The sequence below is a fragment of the Rosenbergiella sp. YN46 genome (genome assembly GCF_036620675.1).
In the GTDB taxonomy this organism is placed as follows: Bacteria; Pseudomonadota; Gammaproteobacteria; order Enterobacterales; family Enterobacteriaceae; genus Jejubacter.
The window spans coordinates 40,795-54,643 of record NZ_JAZHEE010000022.1; the positions used below are offsets into that span (position 1 = coordinate 40,795).

A 13,849-nucleotide genomic window follows, 5' to 3' on the forward strand; every position below is an offset into this window, starting at 1 on the left:
TTTTCACCAAAAAACGAACTGCGGAAAAAGCATCCGCCCCGGCATAATTTTACTCCATTATGCCCTCAGAATGGTCTCTGATGAGGAAAATCCCCCGGCTTTCACTCATACATAGGCGAAAAATTATTTATCCCTCTGTTTTATATATTATTTTTAGCCATAAAATAAAAAGAAAGGCTCTAATCCTAAAATCACCATTTCAGGGGTTTCAATTATTTCTTACTGTTACAATTATCACATAAAGGGACCTTAAATATGACAAGCAGACCCAGCTTTATCAGGATGTGGGATAACTTTGCGAAGGTTAATAGAAGCGTACCTCAGGTTGGAAAAGTTGTTGGAGGCAAAGTCGAGAGTAATATAAACGACCGTATATTCGAAATATGCTTGCGCAATCCGCATAAGCTATGCCATTAATTATTCAGGAATTATCATTCCCAGAGATGAAAACAGATGGAAAACATCATCTGGTGCAGATAAGAAATGGTATATATACCGGGTAAGCGATATGATTAAATTTCTAAATTCTAAATTTGGTAAAGCAGATATATCCAGTGGCTTTGACGGTAAAAAAGGCATTCTGTTATTCAATGTTACAGGCTGGAGTGATGCAACGGGGCATGTTACTCTCTGGGATGGTAAAAAATGCTCTGATAAATGTTATTTTCCGCAATCGAGTGGAGTTCAGTTATGGACATTAAAGTAGTCATGATGACAATGCTATTTACTTTTCCCGCGCTGGCAAAAGATACCAGCAACAGTGCACAACCATATAATTTAGCAAATTTCGCGCTGAGTACCTGCCTTGCAAAGGGATTCACAGATAAGGCGGTGAAGGAAGATGCGCTTTCAGCCGTAGGGGCGTATGTTGAGCTGGGCTCATATCCCGCCGAAGCCTATGAAGAAACGAATAAACTCGTTAAAGAGTATCTTGCGAAAAAATATGTCGGTAAAAATGAGAACTCTGAATTTATCGTCATGAAATGCATTGATGTATCAAGAAGCACAGAGCTTAAGCAGATAGCGCAGAAATACGCGCATTAATACTATACATCCTTACTGCACGATGGTTTTGACGGTGACAGATATCAATAAAAAACGCCAGCCGGGTTGCCCTGACTGGCGTTTTACTTTTCAAGCCTGAGTCACATCGCTTTTTTGGTCAGCTCAATAACACGCAATTTCGCGATGGCCTTAGACAGTTCGGCAGAAGCCTGCGCGTAATCGACGTCGCCGTGCGAATTACGGATATGCTCTTCTGCTTTACGCTTAGACTCCATCGCCCGCGCCTCATCGAGATCCTGACCGCGGATCGCGGTGTCAGCCAGCACCGTTACGGCGCCGGGCTGTACTTCCAGGATGCCGCCGGAGAGGTAGATAAACTCTTCGTGGCCGTGCTGTTTCACGATGCGGATCATACCAGGCTTAATGGCGGTAAGCAGCGGCGCGTGGCCCGGGTAAATCCCCAGTTCGCCTTCGCTGCCTGTAACCTGGATTTTCTCAACCAGACCAGAGAACATCTGCTGCTCTGCGCTGACGACATCCAGGTGGTAAGTCATAGCCATATCACCCTCCGATTAAGGCGTTAAAGTTTCTTGGCTTTTTCCACGGCTTCTTCAATGGTACCAACCATATAGAAAGCCTGTTCCGGCAGGTGATCGTATTCACCGTCCATAATGCCTTTAAAGCCACGGATGGTGTCTTTCAGAGAAACGAACTTGCCCGGAGAGCCGGTGAAAACTTCTGCCACGAAGAACGGCTGAGACAGGAAGCGCTGAATCTTACGCGCGCGGGCTACCACCAGCTTATCTTCTTCAGACAGTTCATCCATACCCAGGATGGCGATGATGTCTTTCAGTTCCTGATAGCGCTGCAGAATGGACTGCACGCCGCGAGCAACGTCATAGTGCTCCTGCCCAACGATCAGCGGATCAAGCTGACGGCTGGTGGAATCCAGCGGGTCAACGGCCGGGTAGATCCCCAGAGACGCTATCTGACGGCTCAGTACCACGGTAGCGTCAAGGTGCGCAAAGGTGGTTGCCGGAGACGGGTCAGTCAGGTCATCCGCAGGTACGTATACCGCCTGTACAGAGGTGATGGAACCTGTCTTGGTGGAGGTGATACGCTCCTGCAAAACACCCATCTCTTCCGCCAGCGTCGGCTGATAACCTACCGCAGAAGGCATACGGCCCAGCAGTGCGGATACTTCGGTACCTGCCAGGGTATAACGGTAGATGTTATCGACGAACAGCAGAACGTCACGACCTTCGTCACGGAATTTCTCGGCCATGGTCAGACCGGTCAGCGCAACGCGCAGACGGTTTCCCGGCGGCTCGTTCATCTGGCCATAAACCAGGGATACTTTATCCAGTACGTTGGAATCGGTCATTTCGTGGTAGAAGTCGTTACCTTCACGGGTACGTTCACCCACGCCCGCAAACACCGAATAACCGGAGTGCTCGATCGCAATATTACGAATAAGCTCCATCATGTTTACGGTTTTACCCACACCCGCACCACCGAACAGACCGACTTTACCGCCCTTCGCGAACGGACAGATCAGGTCCATAACCTTGATACCGGTTTCCAGCAGCTCCTGAGAGTTGGAGAGCTCTTCATAGCTCGGCGCCGCACGGTGAATCGCCCAGCGCTCTTCTTCGCCGATGTCGCCCTTCATGTCGACCGGCTCGCCCAGTACGTTCATGATACGACCCAGCGTCGCTTTACCTACCGGCACTTCGATCGGGTGCTCAAGGTCTTTGACTTCCAGACCACGACGCAGACCGTCGGAAGAGCCCATGGCGATGGTACGTACCACGCCGCCACCCAGCTGCTGCTGAACTTCCAGCACCAGCCTGTCGTTACCATTCATAACCTCAAGAGCATCGTACACCTTTGGTACAGCATCCTGAGGAAACTCGACGTCCACCACGGCGCCGATTACCTGGATAATCTTTCCAGTTGCCATCTTGAATCCTCTACGTAATTCGTTTACCCGTTGTATTTCAACCTGCCGGTGCGTTAGCTGCCTTCCCGCTTGCCGAACTACTTAGGGTAATAACCTGGTTAAACCGCAGCGGCCCCCGAGACAATCTCGGTGAGTTCCTGAGTAATGCTGGCCTGACGAGCCTTGTTGTACACCAGTTGCAGCTCTTTAATCAGGTTTCCGCCGTTGTCGGTTGCGGCTTTCATCGCCACCATACGGGCAGCCTGCTCGCTGGCCAGGTTTTCCACCACGCCCTGATAAACCTGGGACTCCACATAACGACGCAGCAGGGTATCCAGCAGCGCCTTCGGATCCGGCTCATACAGATAATCCCAGGTCTTACGCTTCAGTTCCTCGTCTTCCGCCGCAGGCAGCGGCAGCAGTTGAGTGATGGTCGGTTCCTGGGACATGGTGTTGATAAATTTGTTGCTGACAATATAAAGCTTGTCCAGACGGCCTTCGTCGTAGGCCTGCAGCATTACCTTAACCGGGCCAATCAGTTCAGACAGGGAAGGGTTATCCCCCATGCCCGTCACCTGTGCGACCACGTTACCGCCCACGGAGTTAAAGAACGCGGCACCCTTGGAGCCAATCAGCGCCAGATCGCTCTGAACGCCTTTGTCAGACCACGTTTTCATTTCACCGAGCAGCTTTTTGAACAGATTAATGTTCAGACCGCCGCACAGTCCACGGTCGGTAGAAACCACGAGGTAGCCTACGCGCTTAACCTCGCGCTCTTCCAGGTAAGGATGCTTATATTCCAGATTACCGTTAGCAAGGTGACCAATCACCTTGCGCATGGTATCGGCATAAGGACGGCTGGCCGCCATGCGCTCCTGCGACTTACGCATTTTGGAAGCGGCGACCATCTCCATCGCTTTAGTGATCTTCTGCGTGTTCTGGACGCTTGCGATCTTACTACGTATCTCTTTTGCGCCGGCCATGAGCTTCTCCTCAAAGCCTGGCGGCCCGCGTTATGCGAACCGCCAGACCATTACCAGGACTGAGTTGCTTTGAAGGAATCGAGGACGCCTTTCAGCTTGCCTTCGATCTCATCGTTGTAGCCGCCAGTCTTGTCGATTTCCTGCATCAGGGCCGCGTGATCGCGATCAACATAAGCCAGCAGCGCAGCTTCGAAGCTGCCTACTTTCGCAATCTCGACATCTTCCAGGTAGCCACGTTCCGCTGCGAACAGTACCAGAGACTGCTGAGCAACGGACATAGGAGCATACTGCTTCTGCTTCAGCAATTCGGTCACTTTCTGACCGTGGTTCAACTGCTTACGCGTTGCATCATCCAGGTCGGAAGCGAACTGCGAGAACGCCGCCAGTTCACGATACTGCGCCAGTGCGGTACGGATACCGCCGGACAGCTTTTTCATGATCTTGGTCTGGGCCGCGCCACCAACACGAGATACCGAGATACCCGGGTTAACCGCCGGACGAATACCGGAGTTGAACAGGCTGGACTCCAGGAAGATCTGACCATCGGTAATGGAGATAACGTTGGTCGGTACGAATGCGGAAACGTCACCCGCCTGGGTTTCAATGATCGGCAGCGCGGTCAGAGAACCGGTCTGGCCTTTCACTTCGCCCCTGGTGAAGGCTTCTACATACTCGGCGTTAACGCGCGCAGCACGCTCCAGCAGACGGGAGTGGAGGTAAAATACGTCACCCGGGAATGCTTCACGTCCAGGCGGACGGCGCAGCAGCAGGGAAATCTGACGATAAGCAACGGCCTGCTTGGACAGATCGTCATAAACGATCAGCGCGTCTTCGCCGCGGTCGCGGAAGTATTCACCCATCGCACAACCGGCATACGGCGCCAGGTACTGCAGTGCGGCGGATTCAGACGCCGTCGCGACAACCACGATGGTGTTGTCCAGCGCGCCGTGCTCTTCCAGCTTACGCACCACGTTAGAGATAGTGGACGCCTTCTGACCGATAGCGACGTAGACACACTTAATGCCGGAATTACGCTGATTGATGATAGCATCGACGGCCAGTGCGGTTTTACCGGTCTGACGGTCGCCGATGATAAGCTCACGCTGACCACGGCCGATCGGAATCATGGCGTCGACGGACTTATAACCGGTCTGTACCGGCTGGTCTACGGACTGACGCTCGATAACGCCCGGCGCGATAGCTTCAACCGGAGAGAAACCGTCGTTATCGACCGGCCCTTTACCGTCAATCGGCGCGCCCAGAGTGTTAACCACACGGCCCAGCAGGCCACGGCCAACCGGAACTTCCAGAATACGGCCGGTGCATTTTACCTTCATGCCTTCGGCCAGATCCGCGTAAGGCCCCATGACTACGGCACCTACGGAGTCGCGCTCCAGGTTCAGTGCGATAGCATAGCGGTTGCCCGGCAGGGAGATCATCTCACCCTGCATGACGTCAGCCAGGCCGTGTACGCGGATGATTCCGTCGCTGACGGAAACGATAGTACCTTCGTTATGAGCCTCGCTCACAACGTTGAACTGTTCAATTCGCTGTTTGATCAGTTCGCTGATTTCGGTGGAATTCAGTTGCATGCTCCAGTCCCCTTAAGACTGCAAGACGTCTGCCAGGCGCTCAAGACGGCCGCGTACGCTACCATCAATGACCATATCACCCGCCTGGATGATGACACCTGCCATTACAGACTTATCAATTTTGCAATTCAGCTTCACTTTGCGTGACAGACGTTTTTCCATAGCGCTTACGATCTTCGAAAGCTGCTCTTCGCTCAGCCGACTTGCGGAGGTGACATCGACCTCCACGGTCGCTTCCTGGGCTGCGCGTAACCGGAGGAACTCTTCAAGCACGTCCGGAAGCACGATCAGACGCCCGTTTTCGGCCATAACCCGAATCAGGTTCTGGCCGTTAGCGTCCAGTTGATCACCGCAGATGGCGATAAACGAATTGGCGAGCGTTTCCGGCGCCAGAGCGCCGGAGAGAAGCTCTGTCATGTTTTCGTTTTTGGATACCTCGGCGGCAAACGCCAGCATGTTCTGCCAACGGTCGACGCTCTGGTGAACGACTGCAAAGTCAAAAGCTGCTTTGGCGTAGGGGCGAGCTACCGTAATAAATTCAGACATCGGCCCCTCCCTCCTTACAGTTCAGCGACCAGTTTATCCACGATGTCGCTGTTAGCAGCTTCATCCACGGAACGTTCAATGATCTTCTCGGCGCCGGCCACGGCCAGCACAGCAACCTGCTTACGCAGTTCTTCGCGAGCGCGCTTACGTTCGGCTTCAATTTCAGCCTGAGCCTGCGCCACGATTTTGTTACGTTCCTGCTCTGCTTCGGCTTTTGCTTCGTCCAGGATCTGCGAGCGGCGCTTGTTAGCCTGCTCGATAATTACCTGAGCGTCCGCCTTTGCCTTTTTCAGCTGGTCGGTCGCGTTGGCCTGTGCAAGGTCAAGATCCTTTTTGGCACGCTCTGCGGAAGCAAGACCGTCAGCAATCTCTTTCTGACGTTTTTCAATGGCAGCCATAATCGGCGGCCATACATACTTCATGCAGAACAGAACAAACAGGACAAACGCGATGGCCTGGCCGAGGATTGTTGCGTTAAGGTTCACAGCACAATGCCTCTTAATTAGTTAACGTTCTGATATTGCGTATCTGTCTATACTCGAATGACTGCAACGCCCGACTTATGCGACCGCAAACATCACGTACAGACCCAGACCCACAGCGATCATCGGGATTGCATCCACCAGACCCATTACGATAAAGAACTGAGTACGCAGCAGAGGAATCAGATCAGGCTGGCGCGCAGCGCCTTCCAGGAATTTGCCCCCGAGGATGCCGATACCGATCGCAGCACCGATTGCCGCCAGCCCCATCATCACAGCGGCAGCCATGTACAGCAGATCCATATTCAGGTTTTCCATGACAGTCTCCAGTTTGTTTCAGTTTAAACGCAGTAGTGTTGTGTAAAATTAATGCTCTTCAGATGCCATCGACAGATAGACAATCGTCAGAACCATGAAGATGAAAGCCTGCAGCGTAACGATCAGGATGTGGAAAATGGCCCAGGGCACATTCAGAACCCACTGAGACCACCACGGCAGCAGACCTGCAATCAGAATGAAAATCAGCTCGCCGGCGTACATGTTGCCGAACAGTCGCAGGCCAAGAGAAACCGGCTTGGACAACAGGCTTACGCCTTCCAGGATCAGGTTCACAGGGATGAAGATCCAGTGGTTGAACGGCTGCAGAGTCAGCTCTTTGGTAAAGCCGCCCACGCCTTTCATTTTGATGCTGTAGAAAAGAATCAGGATAAATACGCCCAGCGCCATCGACAGAGTGATGTTGACGTCTGCAGACGGCACCACACGCAGCGCCGGCAGTCCGAAGACGTGCTCGCCGATGTAAGGCAGCAGGTCGATCGGCAGCAGATCCATCAGGTTCATCAGGAGCACCCAGACGAAGATGGTCAACGCCAGCGGCGCAATCACCTTACTCTTGCCGTGATACATATCCTTGACGCTGTTGTTTACAAAGCCGACAACCAGTTCGACCGCCGTCTGGAATTTCCCCGGAACGCCACTGGTGGCGCCTTTGGCTACCTTACGGAACAGCCACAGGAACAACAGACCCAGAACCACAGAGAAGAACATAGAGTCGATGTTGAGCGTCCAGAATGTGGCCGGGGGGTTATGCGGATCCACCAGCGAGAACGTACGCAGGTCAATCTGAAGGTTATTCAGATGGTGTCCTATGTAGTCCTGCGGGGTTGAGATTTCTCCTGCAGACATGATGCCTCTTACCCTTGGTTGTTAATTACAGCTGGCGCCAGCATCTGTACCACCAGCACCGATATCCAGGTCACGATCAACGGCAGAAATGCCGCCTTAAAGCCAGCCAACGCCACCACCAGCAGGATGAAGGTCACAACCATCTTAACCGCTTCGCCCAAAGCGAATGACCAGGCCACGCGGCCTTTAGCGGGGGTGTGAGCCTGGTGGCGCCAGGCGAAAATCATAAACAGCGCGTTCGGCAGCCAGACTGCCATGCCCCCGCCTAATGCGGAAGCGCCCCAAAAGGGACTTTTCAGGCAAAACAGCAGTCCGATTGCGACAATTGCCAGTAGCTGAATAAACAGAAGCTTGCGGGCCACGTTTCTATTCATTAGCGACACAGACATAGGTTCTCCACTTCTGCTCCCTTAGAGGTATGTCGCGTGTCGTATAAAACTGTCTTTGGGGCTCTGAGTCAAGCATCAAAAAGCGGTCAAATTATACGGTGCGGCCTCGTGATTTCAAACCATAAGTAGCAAAAAGGTGAATAATTATTTAAAAAATTTTCAGGCGCCCATTTTCCTAACTTTTGCAGAAACCCTGCTGGCTCATTCAAAAGTGCAAAAAAGCAGAATTGACTGACAACAAAACGTGCAACTGATCACATAACGCACTTTTTACTGTAAACTTTTTAAGCAATGTGTCGTCGGTACAAAAACTCATCTTGCTGATAAAAAAGGCAATTTCAGTCAATTGTTATTTAAACAGGCTTAAACAAGCAGAACTCATCCCATTGACATTTAAAACCAACATTTAACATATCGTTTTAAATTAGCCTGCCTGACTTATAGCGCCCTGATATTTTCCATGTTGATTATTATTCTGTGTTAGCAAAAAGCGCTACGTTAATCGGCAGGAAAACCTTTGTTGTTGCAAGGTTAAATGTTACTAACCATGACAATTCAACACCGTATAATTTTCCGCCAGTCGCAGCGCCTTTTAATCACACTTTTTTTGATAAATATTAAGTTTTATTTGCTCTGATAATCACCAGATGACGCTCCCCATCCAGTTCGGGAACCTCCAGTTTTACGATCTGCTGAACCCGAAGGTCGGCAGGCAGGGCTGCTATCTCATCATCAGGACGCACGCCTTTAAGGGCGTAGAAAGCCCCCTCCTCCCCTGGCAGCTGGCGACACCAGCTCACCATATCGCTCAACGAAGCGAAAGCCCGGCTGATAACGCCGTCGAACGGCGGTTCTGCCGGCCACTCTTCCACCCGGCTCTGAACAGGCGTCACATTTTCCAGCCCCAGTTCGTGCTGCACCTGACGCAGAAAGCGCACCCGCTTTCCCAGGCTATCGAGCAAGGTGAAGTGAGCATCAGGTCGAACGATGGCCAGAGGGATCCCTGGCAGTCCCGGGCCGGTGCCAACATCAATAAAGCGCGAGCCCTGTAAATGCGGTTCCACCACGATACTATCCAGAATGTGACGAACCAGCATTTCGCCGGGATCGCGTACCGACGTCAGGTTATAGGCCTTGTTCCATTTATGCAGCAGACCGACATAGTCCACCAGCTGCTGTTTTTGATGATCGGGAAGTTCGATGCCCGCAGCAGCCAGCAACACTCCGAGTTTATTCAGCATGGTTATATCCAATAAAAAATGGGTAAGGTTCCCCTTACCCATATCATCGTAATCCGTCAGGCGCTGCGACGCAGCATTCCCTGTTTTTTCAGCCAGACCAGCAGAATGGAGATGGCAGCGGGGGTGATGCCGGAGATCCGCGATGCCTGACCAATAGAAGCCGGTTTGTGATCGTTAAGCTTAGCGATCACTTCGTTGGACAGCCCCATGACCTGGCGATAGTCCAGATCGGTCGGCAAAACGGTATTCTCATTGCGCAGCTGTTTTTCAATCTCATCCTGCTGACGCGCGATATAGCCCGCGTATTTCACCTGAATCTCAACCTGTTCTGCCGCCCGGGCATCTTCCAGCGCCGGAGCAAAAGGCGCATTCACGGTCAACTTCTCATAGGTGACTTCCGGACGTTTTAGCAGATCTTCGCCGTTAGCCTCCCGGGAAAGCGGAGAATTGATCAGCGCATTAACCGCCTCACCGGCTGCCGTACCCGGATGTACCCAGGTATCCCGCAGACGCTGGAGTTCACGCTCGATATTTTCGACCTTCTGGTTAAAACGGGCCCAGCGTTCATCATCCACCAGACCCAGCTCACGTCCAATGGGGGTCAGACGCAGATCGGCGTTATCTTCACGCAGCATCAACCGATATTCGGCTCGGGACGTGAACATACGATAGGGTTCTTTGGTGCCCAGCGTACAGAGATCGTCAACCAGTACCCCAAGGTAGGCTTCAGCGCGAGCAGGGGCCCAGCCCTCTTTATCGGCGGAATAGCGGGAAGCATTCAAACCCGCCAGCAGTCCCTGAGCCGCCGCCTCCTCATAGCCGGTAGTACCGTTAATTTGTCCGGCGAAGAACAGCCCATGGATATGTTTACTCTCCAGGGTCAGCTTCAGATCGCGCGGATCGAAGAAATCGTATTCGATGGCGTAGCCAGGACGCACGATCTTCGCGTTTTCCATGCCTTTCATGGAACGCACAATCTGCATCTGGACGTCGAACGGCAGGCTGGTGGAAATGCCATTTGGATAAATTTCGTTGCTGGTCAGTCCTTCTGGTTCAAGGAAGATCTGATGAGCATTGCGATCGGCAAAGCGCATCACTTTATCTTCGATGGAAGGACAATAGCGCGGCCCTACGCCTTCAATCACCCCGGCGTACATCGGGCTGCGATCGAGGTTGTTACGAATCACCTCATGCGTTTTTTCATTAGTGTGGGTGATGTAACAGGGCACCTGCTGAGGATGCTGGCTGACGTCCCCCAGGAAAGAGAAAACCGGCTGAGGGTTATCGCCATGCTGCGGTGCCAGTTGGCTGAAATCGATAGTACGGGCGTCGATACGCGGCGGCGTACCGGTTTTCAGGCGGCTTACGCGCAGCGGTAACTCACGCAGACGGCGCGCCAGCGGAATAGAGGGCGGATCGCCAGCGCGACCACCGCTGTAATTATCCATACCGATATGAATTTTGCCGTCCAGGAAGGTTCCAACGGTCAATACCACGGCTTTGGCCCGGAACTTCAGTCCCATCTGGGTCACTACACCCACGGCGCGATCGTTTTCCACGATAAGATCGTCCACCGCCTGCTGGAAGATCATGAGATTAGGTTGGTTCTCCAGGGCTGTGCGCACCGCCTGCCGATAGAGCACGCGATCGGCCTGTGCCCGAGTGGCGCGTACAGCCGGCCCTTTGCTGGCGTTTAGTATCCTGAACTGAATACCGCCCCGATCGATGGCACTGGCCATCAGGCCGCCAAGCGCATCCACTTCTTTAACCAGATGTCCCTTTCCGATTCCACCGATCGCTGGATTGCAGGACATCTGCCCCAGTGTATCGATATTGTGCGTCAAAAGTAGGGTCTGCTGGCCCGTACGAGCGGCGGCCATCGCGGCCTCAGTACCTGCATGACCCCCGCCAATGATGATGACGTCGAAAGGATCCGGATAAAACATGTTAACTGCCTCGCGATTGTGCGAACTGGGTAGGGATCTCCCCGGGGCGGGAATTCTACTCAACTTTAGACGATTCAGAAAGTGTTGGGATCGTCGCTTATTAAAAAGAAGATCTTTATATAGAGGATCTGTTCTATTGTGATCTCTTATTAGGATCGCCTTGTCCTGTGGATAAGCGAGATCTTCCCAAAAGGATCAAAACATTAGACAAGATCCTTTGTTGTGGATGATCGGTGATCCCGAACCGTATAAGCTGGGATCAGAATGGAGGGTTATACACAGGTCAAAAACTGAACCGAGGTTGTACATTGGATAACTACCGCTTGATCCAAGCTTTTAAGCATAGTTATCCACAGAAGATCGTGAGATCTTTACAATTCTCACAGCAATTTTTGCCAGGATCCCAGCCAGGCCTCTGCCGGATCCTCCGGAATATCGTATTGTTGGATGTCGATCTTCAGCGTTTCGCCCAGGCGCTGCGCGCCAAGATCGCCCAGCAAGGAATCGACTTTCTCAACGGCGCCACAGAAGGTGTCATATTCGCTACTGCCAATTCCGATCGCGCCATAACGCAGTGCACTGAGATCCGGGCGCTTCGCGCTGAGTTCGTCATACAACGGCTGCAGGTTGTCCGGTAGATCGCCTGCGCCGTGGGTGGAAGTCACTACCAGCCAGGTACCTGTCAGGGAAAGATCCGTAAGCTTCGGGCCATGCAGGGTATCGGTGGTATAACCCGCGGCTTCCAGTTTTTCCGCCAGATGTTCCGCAACATATTCCGCGCTGCCCAGCGTGCTGCCGCTAATCAGGGTGATATCCGCCATTACATCGTCCCGCCATTAATCAAAACGTCGCTATTGTACGCTGTGTACGTGATGGGATCTACCTGTGGACAACATGGGTATTAAATTTGCCGTATCATGGCGTGATGGTACGCATAATCGGGTTCTGCAGGGAGATCAACGTCTCGGTAGACTGGATCTCGTCGATGGTCTGTATCTTGTTGATAAGTACCTGTTGAAGAGAGTCGATGGAGCGACACATCACCTTAATAAAGATGCTGTAGTGGCCTGTGGTGTAGTACGCCTCGGTCACTTCATCCAGGCTTTCCAGTTTGGCCAGTGCGGCCGGATAGTCCCTGGCGCTTTTGAGGATGATGCCGATAAAGCAGCAGACGTCATAACCCAGCTGCTTCGGGCTGATATCGATGCGGGCGCCGGTAATGATGCCCGCCTGCTTCATCTTTTCCACCCGTACATGAATGGTACCGGGGCTGACGCTAAACTGTTTGGCCAGCTCGGCATAGGGGGTGCGGGCATTTTTCATTAATGCCGTCAGAATGCCGCGGTCGAGATTGTCGATCTGATAATTTTCCATCGTTTTTCCTTATGGATATTAAATGATGTTCATTTTTAGTTGGTATTTATTATTGGATTATAATCGATAAGGGCTTTTTTGATGGTGAATATTGAATCCATGGCAGTTTTTGTTGCTTAATCTTCTCTATTGGAAGACAGGAGCAAAGACAATGAAATCCACCTGGATCGCAAAACAACGCCAAATCAGTTTCGTTAAATCTCACTTTTCCCGCCAGCTGGAAGAGCAACTGGGGTTGCTGGAAGTGCAGGCGCCTATCCTGAGTCAGGTGGGGGATGGCACCCAGGACAATCTGTCCGGCTGTGAAAAGGCGGTGCAGGTGAAAGTCAAAGCGCTGCCGCAGGCACAGTTCGAAGTGGTTCATTCACTGGCCAAGTGGAAGCGAAAAACCCTGGGACTGCATGATTTCAGCGCCGGCGAAGGTATCTATACTCATATGAAAGCGCTGCGCCCGGATGAAGATCGGCTCTCGCCGGTACATTCGGTATATGTCGATCAGTGGGACTGGGAGCGGGTGATGGGCGATGGCGAACGCCATCTCGGGACTCTGAAGCAGACGGTCGAAACCCTGTGGCGGGCCATTCGTGCCACCGAGGCGGAAGTGAGCCGCGAGTTTGGCCTGACGCCGTTCCTGCCGGAACAGATTCACTTTGTGCACAGCGAAGAGCTTCAGCGCCGCTTCCCGGATCTGGACGGCAAAGGCCGTGAACGGGCTATTGCCCGCGAGCTGGGGGCTGTATTCCTGATCGGTATTGGCGGTAAGCTGGCTGATGGCAAGCGCCACGACGTGCGTGCGCCGGACTATGACGACTGGACCACGCCGACGGCGGACGGCTTCGCCGGCCTGAATGGTGATATCCTGGTCTGGAACCCGGTTCTGGAAGACGCTTTTGAGATATCTTCTATGGGGATCCGGGTGGATGCCGAAACCCTGAAGCGTCAGCTCAGGATTACCGGTGATGAAGATCGTCTGCAGCAGTTATGGCACCAGAGTCTGCTGGCGGGCGAGATGCCGCAAACGATCGGTGGCGGTATCGGGCAGTCACGCCTCGTGATGTTGCTGCTGCAACTGCCGCATATCGGCCAGGTGCAGTGCGGCGTATGGCCCACGCAGGTGCATGAGAGCGTGGACGCGCTGCTGTAATCTTTCTTTCCCCGCCGGGC

16 protein-coding genes are annotated in these 13,849 nt (G+C 52.8%); 3 read left to right on the top strand and 13 right to left on the bottom strand.

Annotation, left to right across the window (positions count from 1 at the left end; all coding sequences use genetic code 11):
- The first annotated feature begins 433 nt into the window (after nucleotides 1–433).
- Together V3W49_RS15240 and V3W49_RS15245 are read left to right on the top strand one after the other, a co-directional pair.
- On the top strand, nucleotides 434–706 hold the full coding sequence (locus V3W49_RS15240; protein WP_500146660.1) for a T6SS effector amidase Tae4 family protein: 273 nt from the start codon (nucleotides 434–436) through the stop codon (nucleotides 704–706).
- Nucleotides 691–1,044: a T6SS amidase immunity protein Tai4 family protein gene (locus V3W49_RS15245; RefSeq protein ID WP_500146620.1), complete on the top strand. Its 354-nt coding sequence runs from the start codon at nucleotides 691–693 to the stop codon at nucleotides 1,042–1,044. The genes V3W49_RS15240 and V3W49_RS15245 overlap by 16 nt, the downstream gene beginning before the upstream one ends.
- A 101-nt stretch (nucleotides 1,045–1,145) precedes the next feature.
- On the opposite strand, the gene V3W49_RS15250 is transcribed toward V3W49_RS15245, so the two are convergent.
- From V3W49_RS15250 to asnC, 13 genes are all read right to left on the bottom strand, one after another.
- Nucleotides 1,146–1,565, bottom strand: a complete 420-nt coding sequence (locus V3W49_RS15250; protein ID WP_500146621.1) for a F0F1 ATP synthase subunit epsilon — start codon at nucleotides 1,563–1,565, stop codon at nucleotides 1,146–1,148.
- 20 nt (nucleotides 1,566–1,585) lie between these two features.
- On the bottom strand, nucleotides 1,586–2,968 hold the full coding sequence (gene atpD, locus V3W49_RS15255) for a F0F1 ATP synthase subunit beta (RefSeq protein WP_500146623.1): 1,383 nt from the start codon (nucleotides 2,966–2,968) through the stop codon (nucleotides 1,586–1,588).
- Nucleotides 2,969–3,066: 98 nt separating this feature from the next.
- Complete coding sequence (atpG, locus tag V3W49_RS15260) at nucleotides 3,067–3,930, bottom strand: F0F1 ATP synthase subunit gamma (RefSeq protein WP_500146625.1); 864 nt, start codon at nucleotides 3,928–3,930, stop codon at nucleotides 3,067–3,069.
- Between the two features lie 50 nt (nucleotides 3,931–3,980).
- The gene (gene atpA, locus V3W49_RS15265; RefSeq protein WP_500146627.1) at nucleotides 3,981–5,522 is read right to left on the bottom strand and encodes a F0F1 ATP synthase subunit alpha; all 1,542 of its coding nucleotides are present in this window, start codon (nucleotides 5,520–5,522) and stop codon (nucleotides 3,981–3,983) included.
- A 12-nt stretch (nucleotides 5,523–5,534) separates the two neighbouring features.
- Nucleotides 5,535–6,068, bottom strand: a complete 534-nt coding sequence (gene atpH / locus V3W49_RS15270) for a F0F1 ATP synthase subunit delta (protein WP_500146628.1) — start codon at nucleotides 6,066–6,068, stop codon at nucleotides 5,535–5,537.
- A gap of 14 nt (nucleotides 6,069–6,082) precedes the next feature.
- Nucleotides 6,083–6,553, bottom strand: coding sequence for a F0F1 ATP synthase subunit B (gene atpF / locus V3W49_RS15275; RefSeq protein ID WP_500146629.1), 471 nt, complete (start codon nucleotides 6,551–6,553; stop codon nucleotides 6,083–6,085).
- Nucleotides 6,554–6,628: 75 nt separating this feature from the next.
- On the bottom strand, nucleotides 6,629–6,868 hold the full coding sequence (atpE, locus tag V3W49_RS15280; RefSeq protein WP_000429386.1) for a F0F1 ATP synthase subunit C: 240 nt from the start codon (nucleotides 6,866–6,868) through the stop codon (nucleotides 6,629–6,631).
- 48 nt (nucleotides 6,869–6,916) lie between these two features.
- Complete coding sequence (atpB, locus tag V3W49_RS15285) at nucleotides 6,917–7,735, bottom strand: F0F1 ATP synthase subunit A (RefSeq protein WP_154775959.1); 819 nt, start codon at nucleotides 7,733–7,735, stop codon at nucleotides 6,917–6,919.
- Nucleotides 7,736–7,743: 8 nt separating this feature from the next.
- Entirely contained in the window at nucleotides 7,744–8,124 is a 381-nt protein-coding gene (atpI, locus tag V3W49_RS15290) for a F0F1 ATP synthase subunit I (RefSeq protein WP_500146638.1), read from the bottom strand.
- Between the two features lie 617 nt (nucleotides 8,125–8,741).
- A complete protein-coding gene (gene rsmG, locus V3W49_RS15295; RefSeq protein WP_500146640.1) occupies nucleotides 8,742–9,365 on the bottom strand; it encodes a 16S rRNA (guanine(527)-N(7))-methyltransferase RsmG in 624 nt (207 codons plus the stop codon).
- Nucleotides 9,366–9,421: 56 nt separating this feature from the next.
- A complete protein-coding gene (gene mnmG / locus V3W49_RS15300) occupies nucleotides 9,422–11,311 on the bottom strand; it encodes a tRNA uridine-5-carboxymethylaminomethyl(34) synthesis enzyme MnmG (protein ID WP_500146641.1) in 1,890 nt (629 codons plus the stop codon).
- Nucleotides 11,312–11,691: 380 nt separating this feature from the next.
- Entirely contained in the window at nucleotides 11,692–12,132 is a 441-nt protein-coding gene (gene mioC / locus V3W49_RS15305) for an FMN-binding protein MioC (protein ID WP_500146642.1), read from the bottom strand.
- 94 nt (nucleotides 12,133–12,226) lie between these two features.
- On the bottom strand, nucleotides 12,227–12,685 hold the full coding sequence (gene asnC, locus V3W49_RS15310; protein WP_500146643.1) for a transcriptional regulator AsnC: 459 nt from the start codon (nucleotides 12,683–12,685) through the stop codon (nucleotides 12,227–12,229).
- Between the two features lie 151 nt (nucleotides 12,686–12,836).
- On the opposite strand from asnC, the gene asnA reads away from it, so the two are divergent.
- Nucleotides 12,837–13,829 (top strand): aspartate--ammonia ligase, encoded by a 993-nt coding sequence (gene asnA, locus V3W49_RS15315; protein ID WP_500146645.1) that lies wholly within the window; start codon nucleotides 12,837–12,839, stop codon nucleotides 13,827–13,829.
- Nucleotides 13,830–13,849 lie beyond the last annotated feature (20 nt).

Bases quoted from the DNA above. Each gene is read 5' to 3' on its own strand.
- V3W49_RS15245 (WP_500146620.1), top strand. From the start codon at position 691: ATGGACATTAAAGTAGTCATGATGACAATGCTATTTACTTTTCCCGCG.
- V3W49_RS15250 (WP_500146621.1), bottom strand. From the start codon at position 1,565: ATGGCTATGACTTACCACCTGGATGTCGTCAGCGCAGAGCAGCAGATG.
- atpD (WP_500146623.1), bottom strand. From the start codon at position 2,968: ATGGCAACTGGAAAGATTATCCAGGTAATCGGCGCCGTGGTGGACGTC.
- atpG (WP_500146625.1), bottom strand. From the start codon at position 3,930: ATGGCCGGCGCAAAAGAGATACGTAGTAAGATCGCAAGCGTCCAGAAC.
- atpA (WP_500146627.1), bottom strand. From the start codon at position 5,522: ATGCAACTGAATTCCACCGAAATCAGCGAACTGATCAAACAGCGAATT.
- atpH (WP_500146628.1), bottom strand. From the start codon at position 6,068: ATGTCTGAATTTATTACGGTAGCTCGCCCCTACGCCAAAGCAGCTTTT.
- atpE (WP_000429386.1), bottom strand. From the start codon at position 6,868: ATGGAAAACCTGAATATGGATCTGCTGTACATGGCTGCCGCTGTGATG.
- atpB (WP_154775959.1), bottom strand. From the start codon at position 7,735: ATGTCTGCAGGAGAAATCTCAACCCCGCAGGACTACATAGGACACCAT.
- atpI (WP_500146638.1), bottom strand. From the start codon at position 8,124: ATGTCTGTGTCGCTAATGAATAGAAACGTGGCCCGCAAGCTTCTGTTT.
- rsmG (WP_500146640.1), bottom strand. From the start codon at position 9,365: ATGCTGAATAAACTCGGAGTGTTGCTGGCTGCTGCGGGCATCGAACTT.
- mnmG (WP_500146641.1), bottom strand. From the start codon at position 11,311: ATGTTTTATCCGGATCCTTTCGACGTCATCATCATTGGCGGGGGTCAT.
- mioC (WP_500146642.1), bottom strand. From the start codon at position 12,132: ATGGCGGATATCACCCTGATTAGCGGCAGCACGCTGGGCAGCGCGGAA.
- asnC (WP_500146643.1), bottom strand. From the start codon at position 12,685: ATGGAAAATTATCAGATCGACAATCTCGACCGCGGCATTCTGACGGCA.
- asnA (WP_500146645.1), top strand. From the start codon at position 12,837: ATGAAATCCACCTGGATCGCAAAACAACGCCAAATCAGTTTCGTTAAA.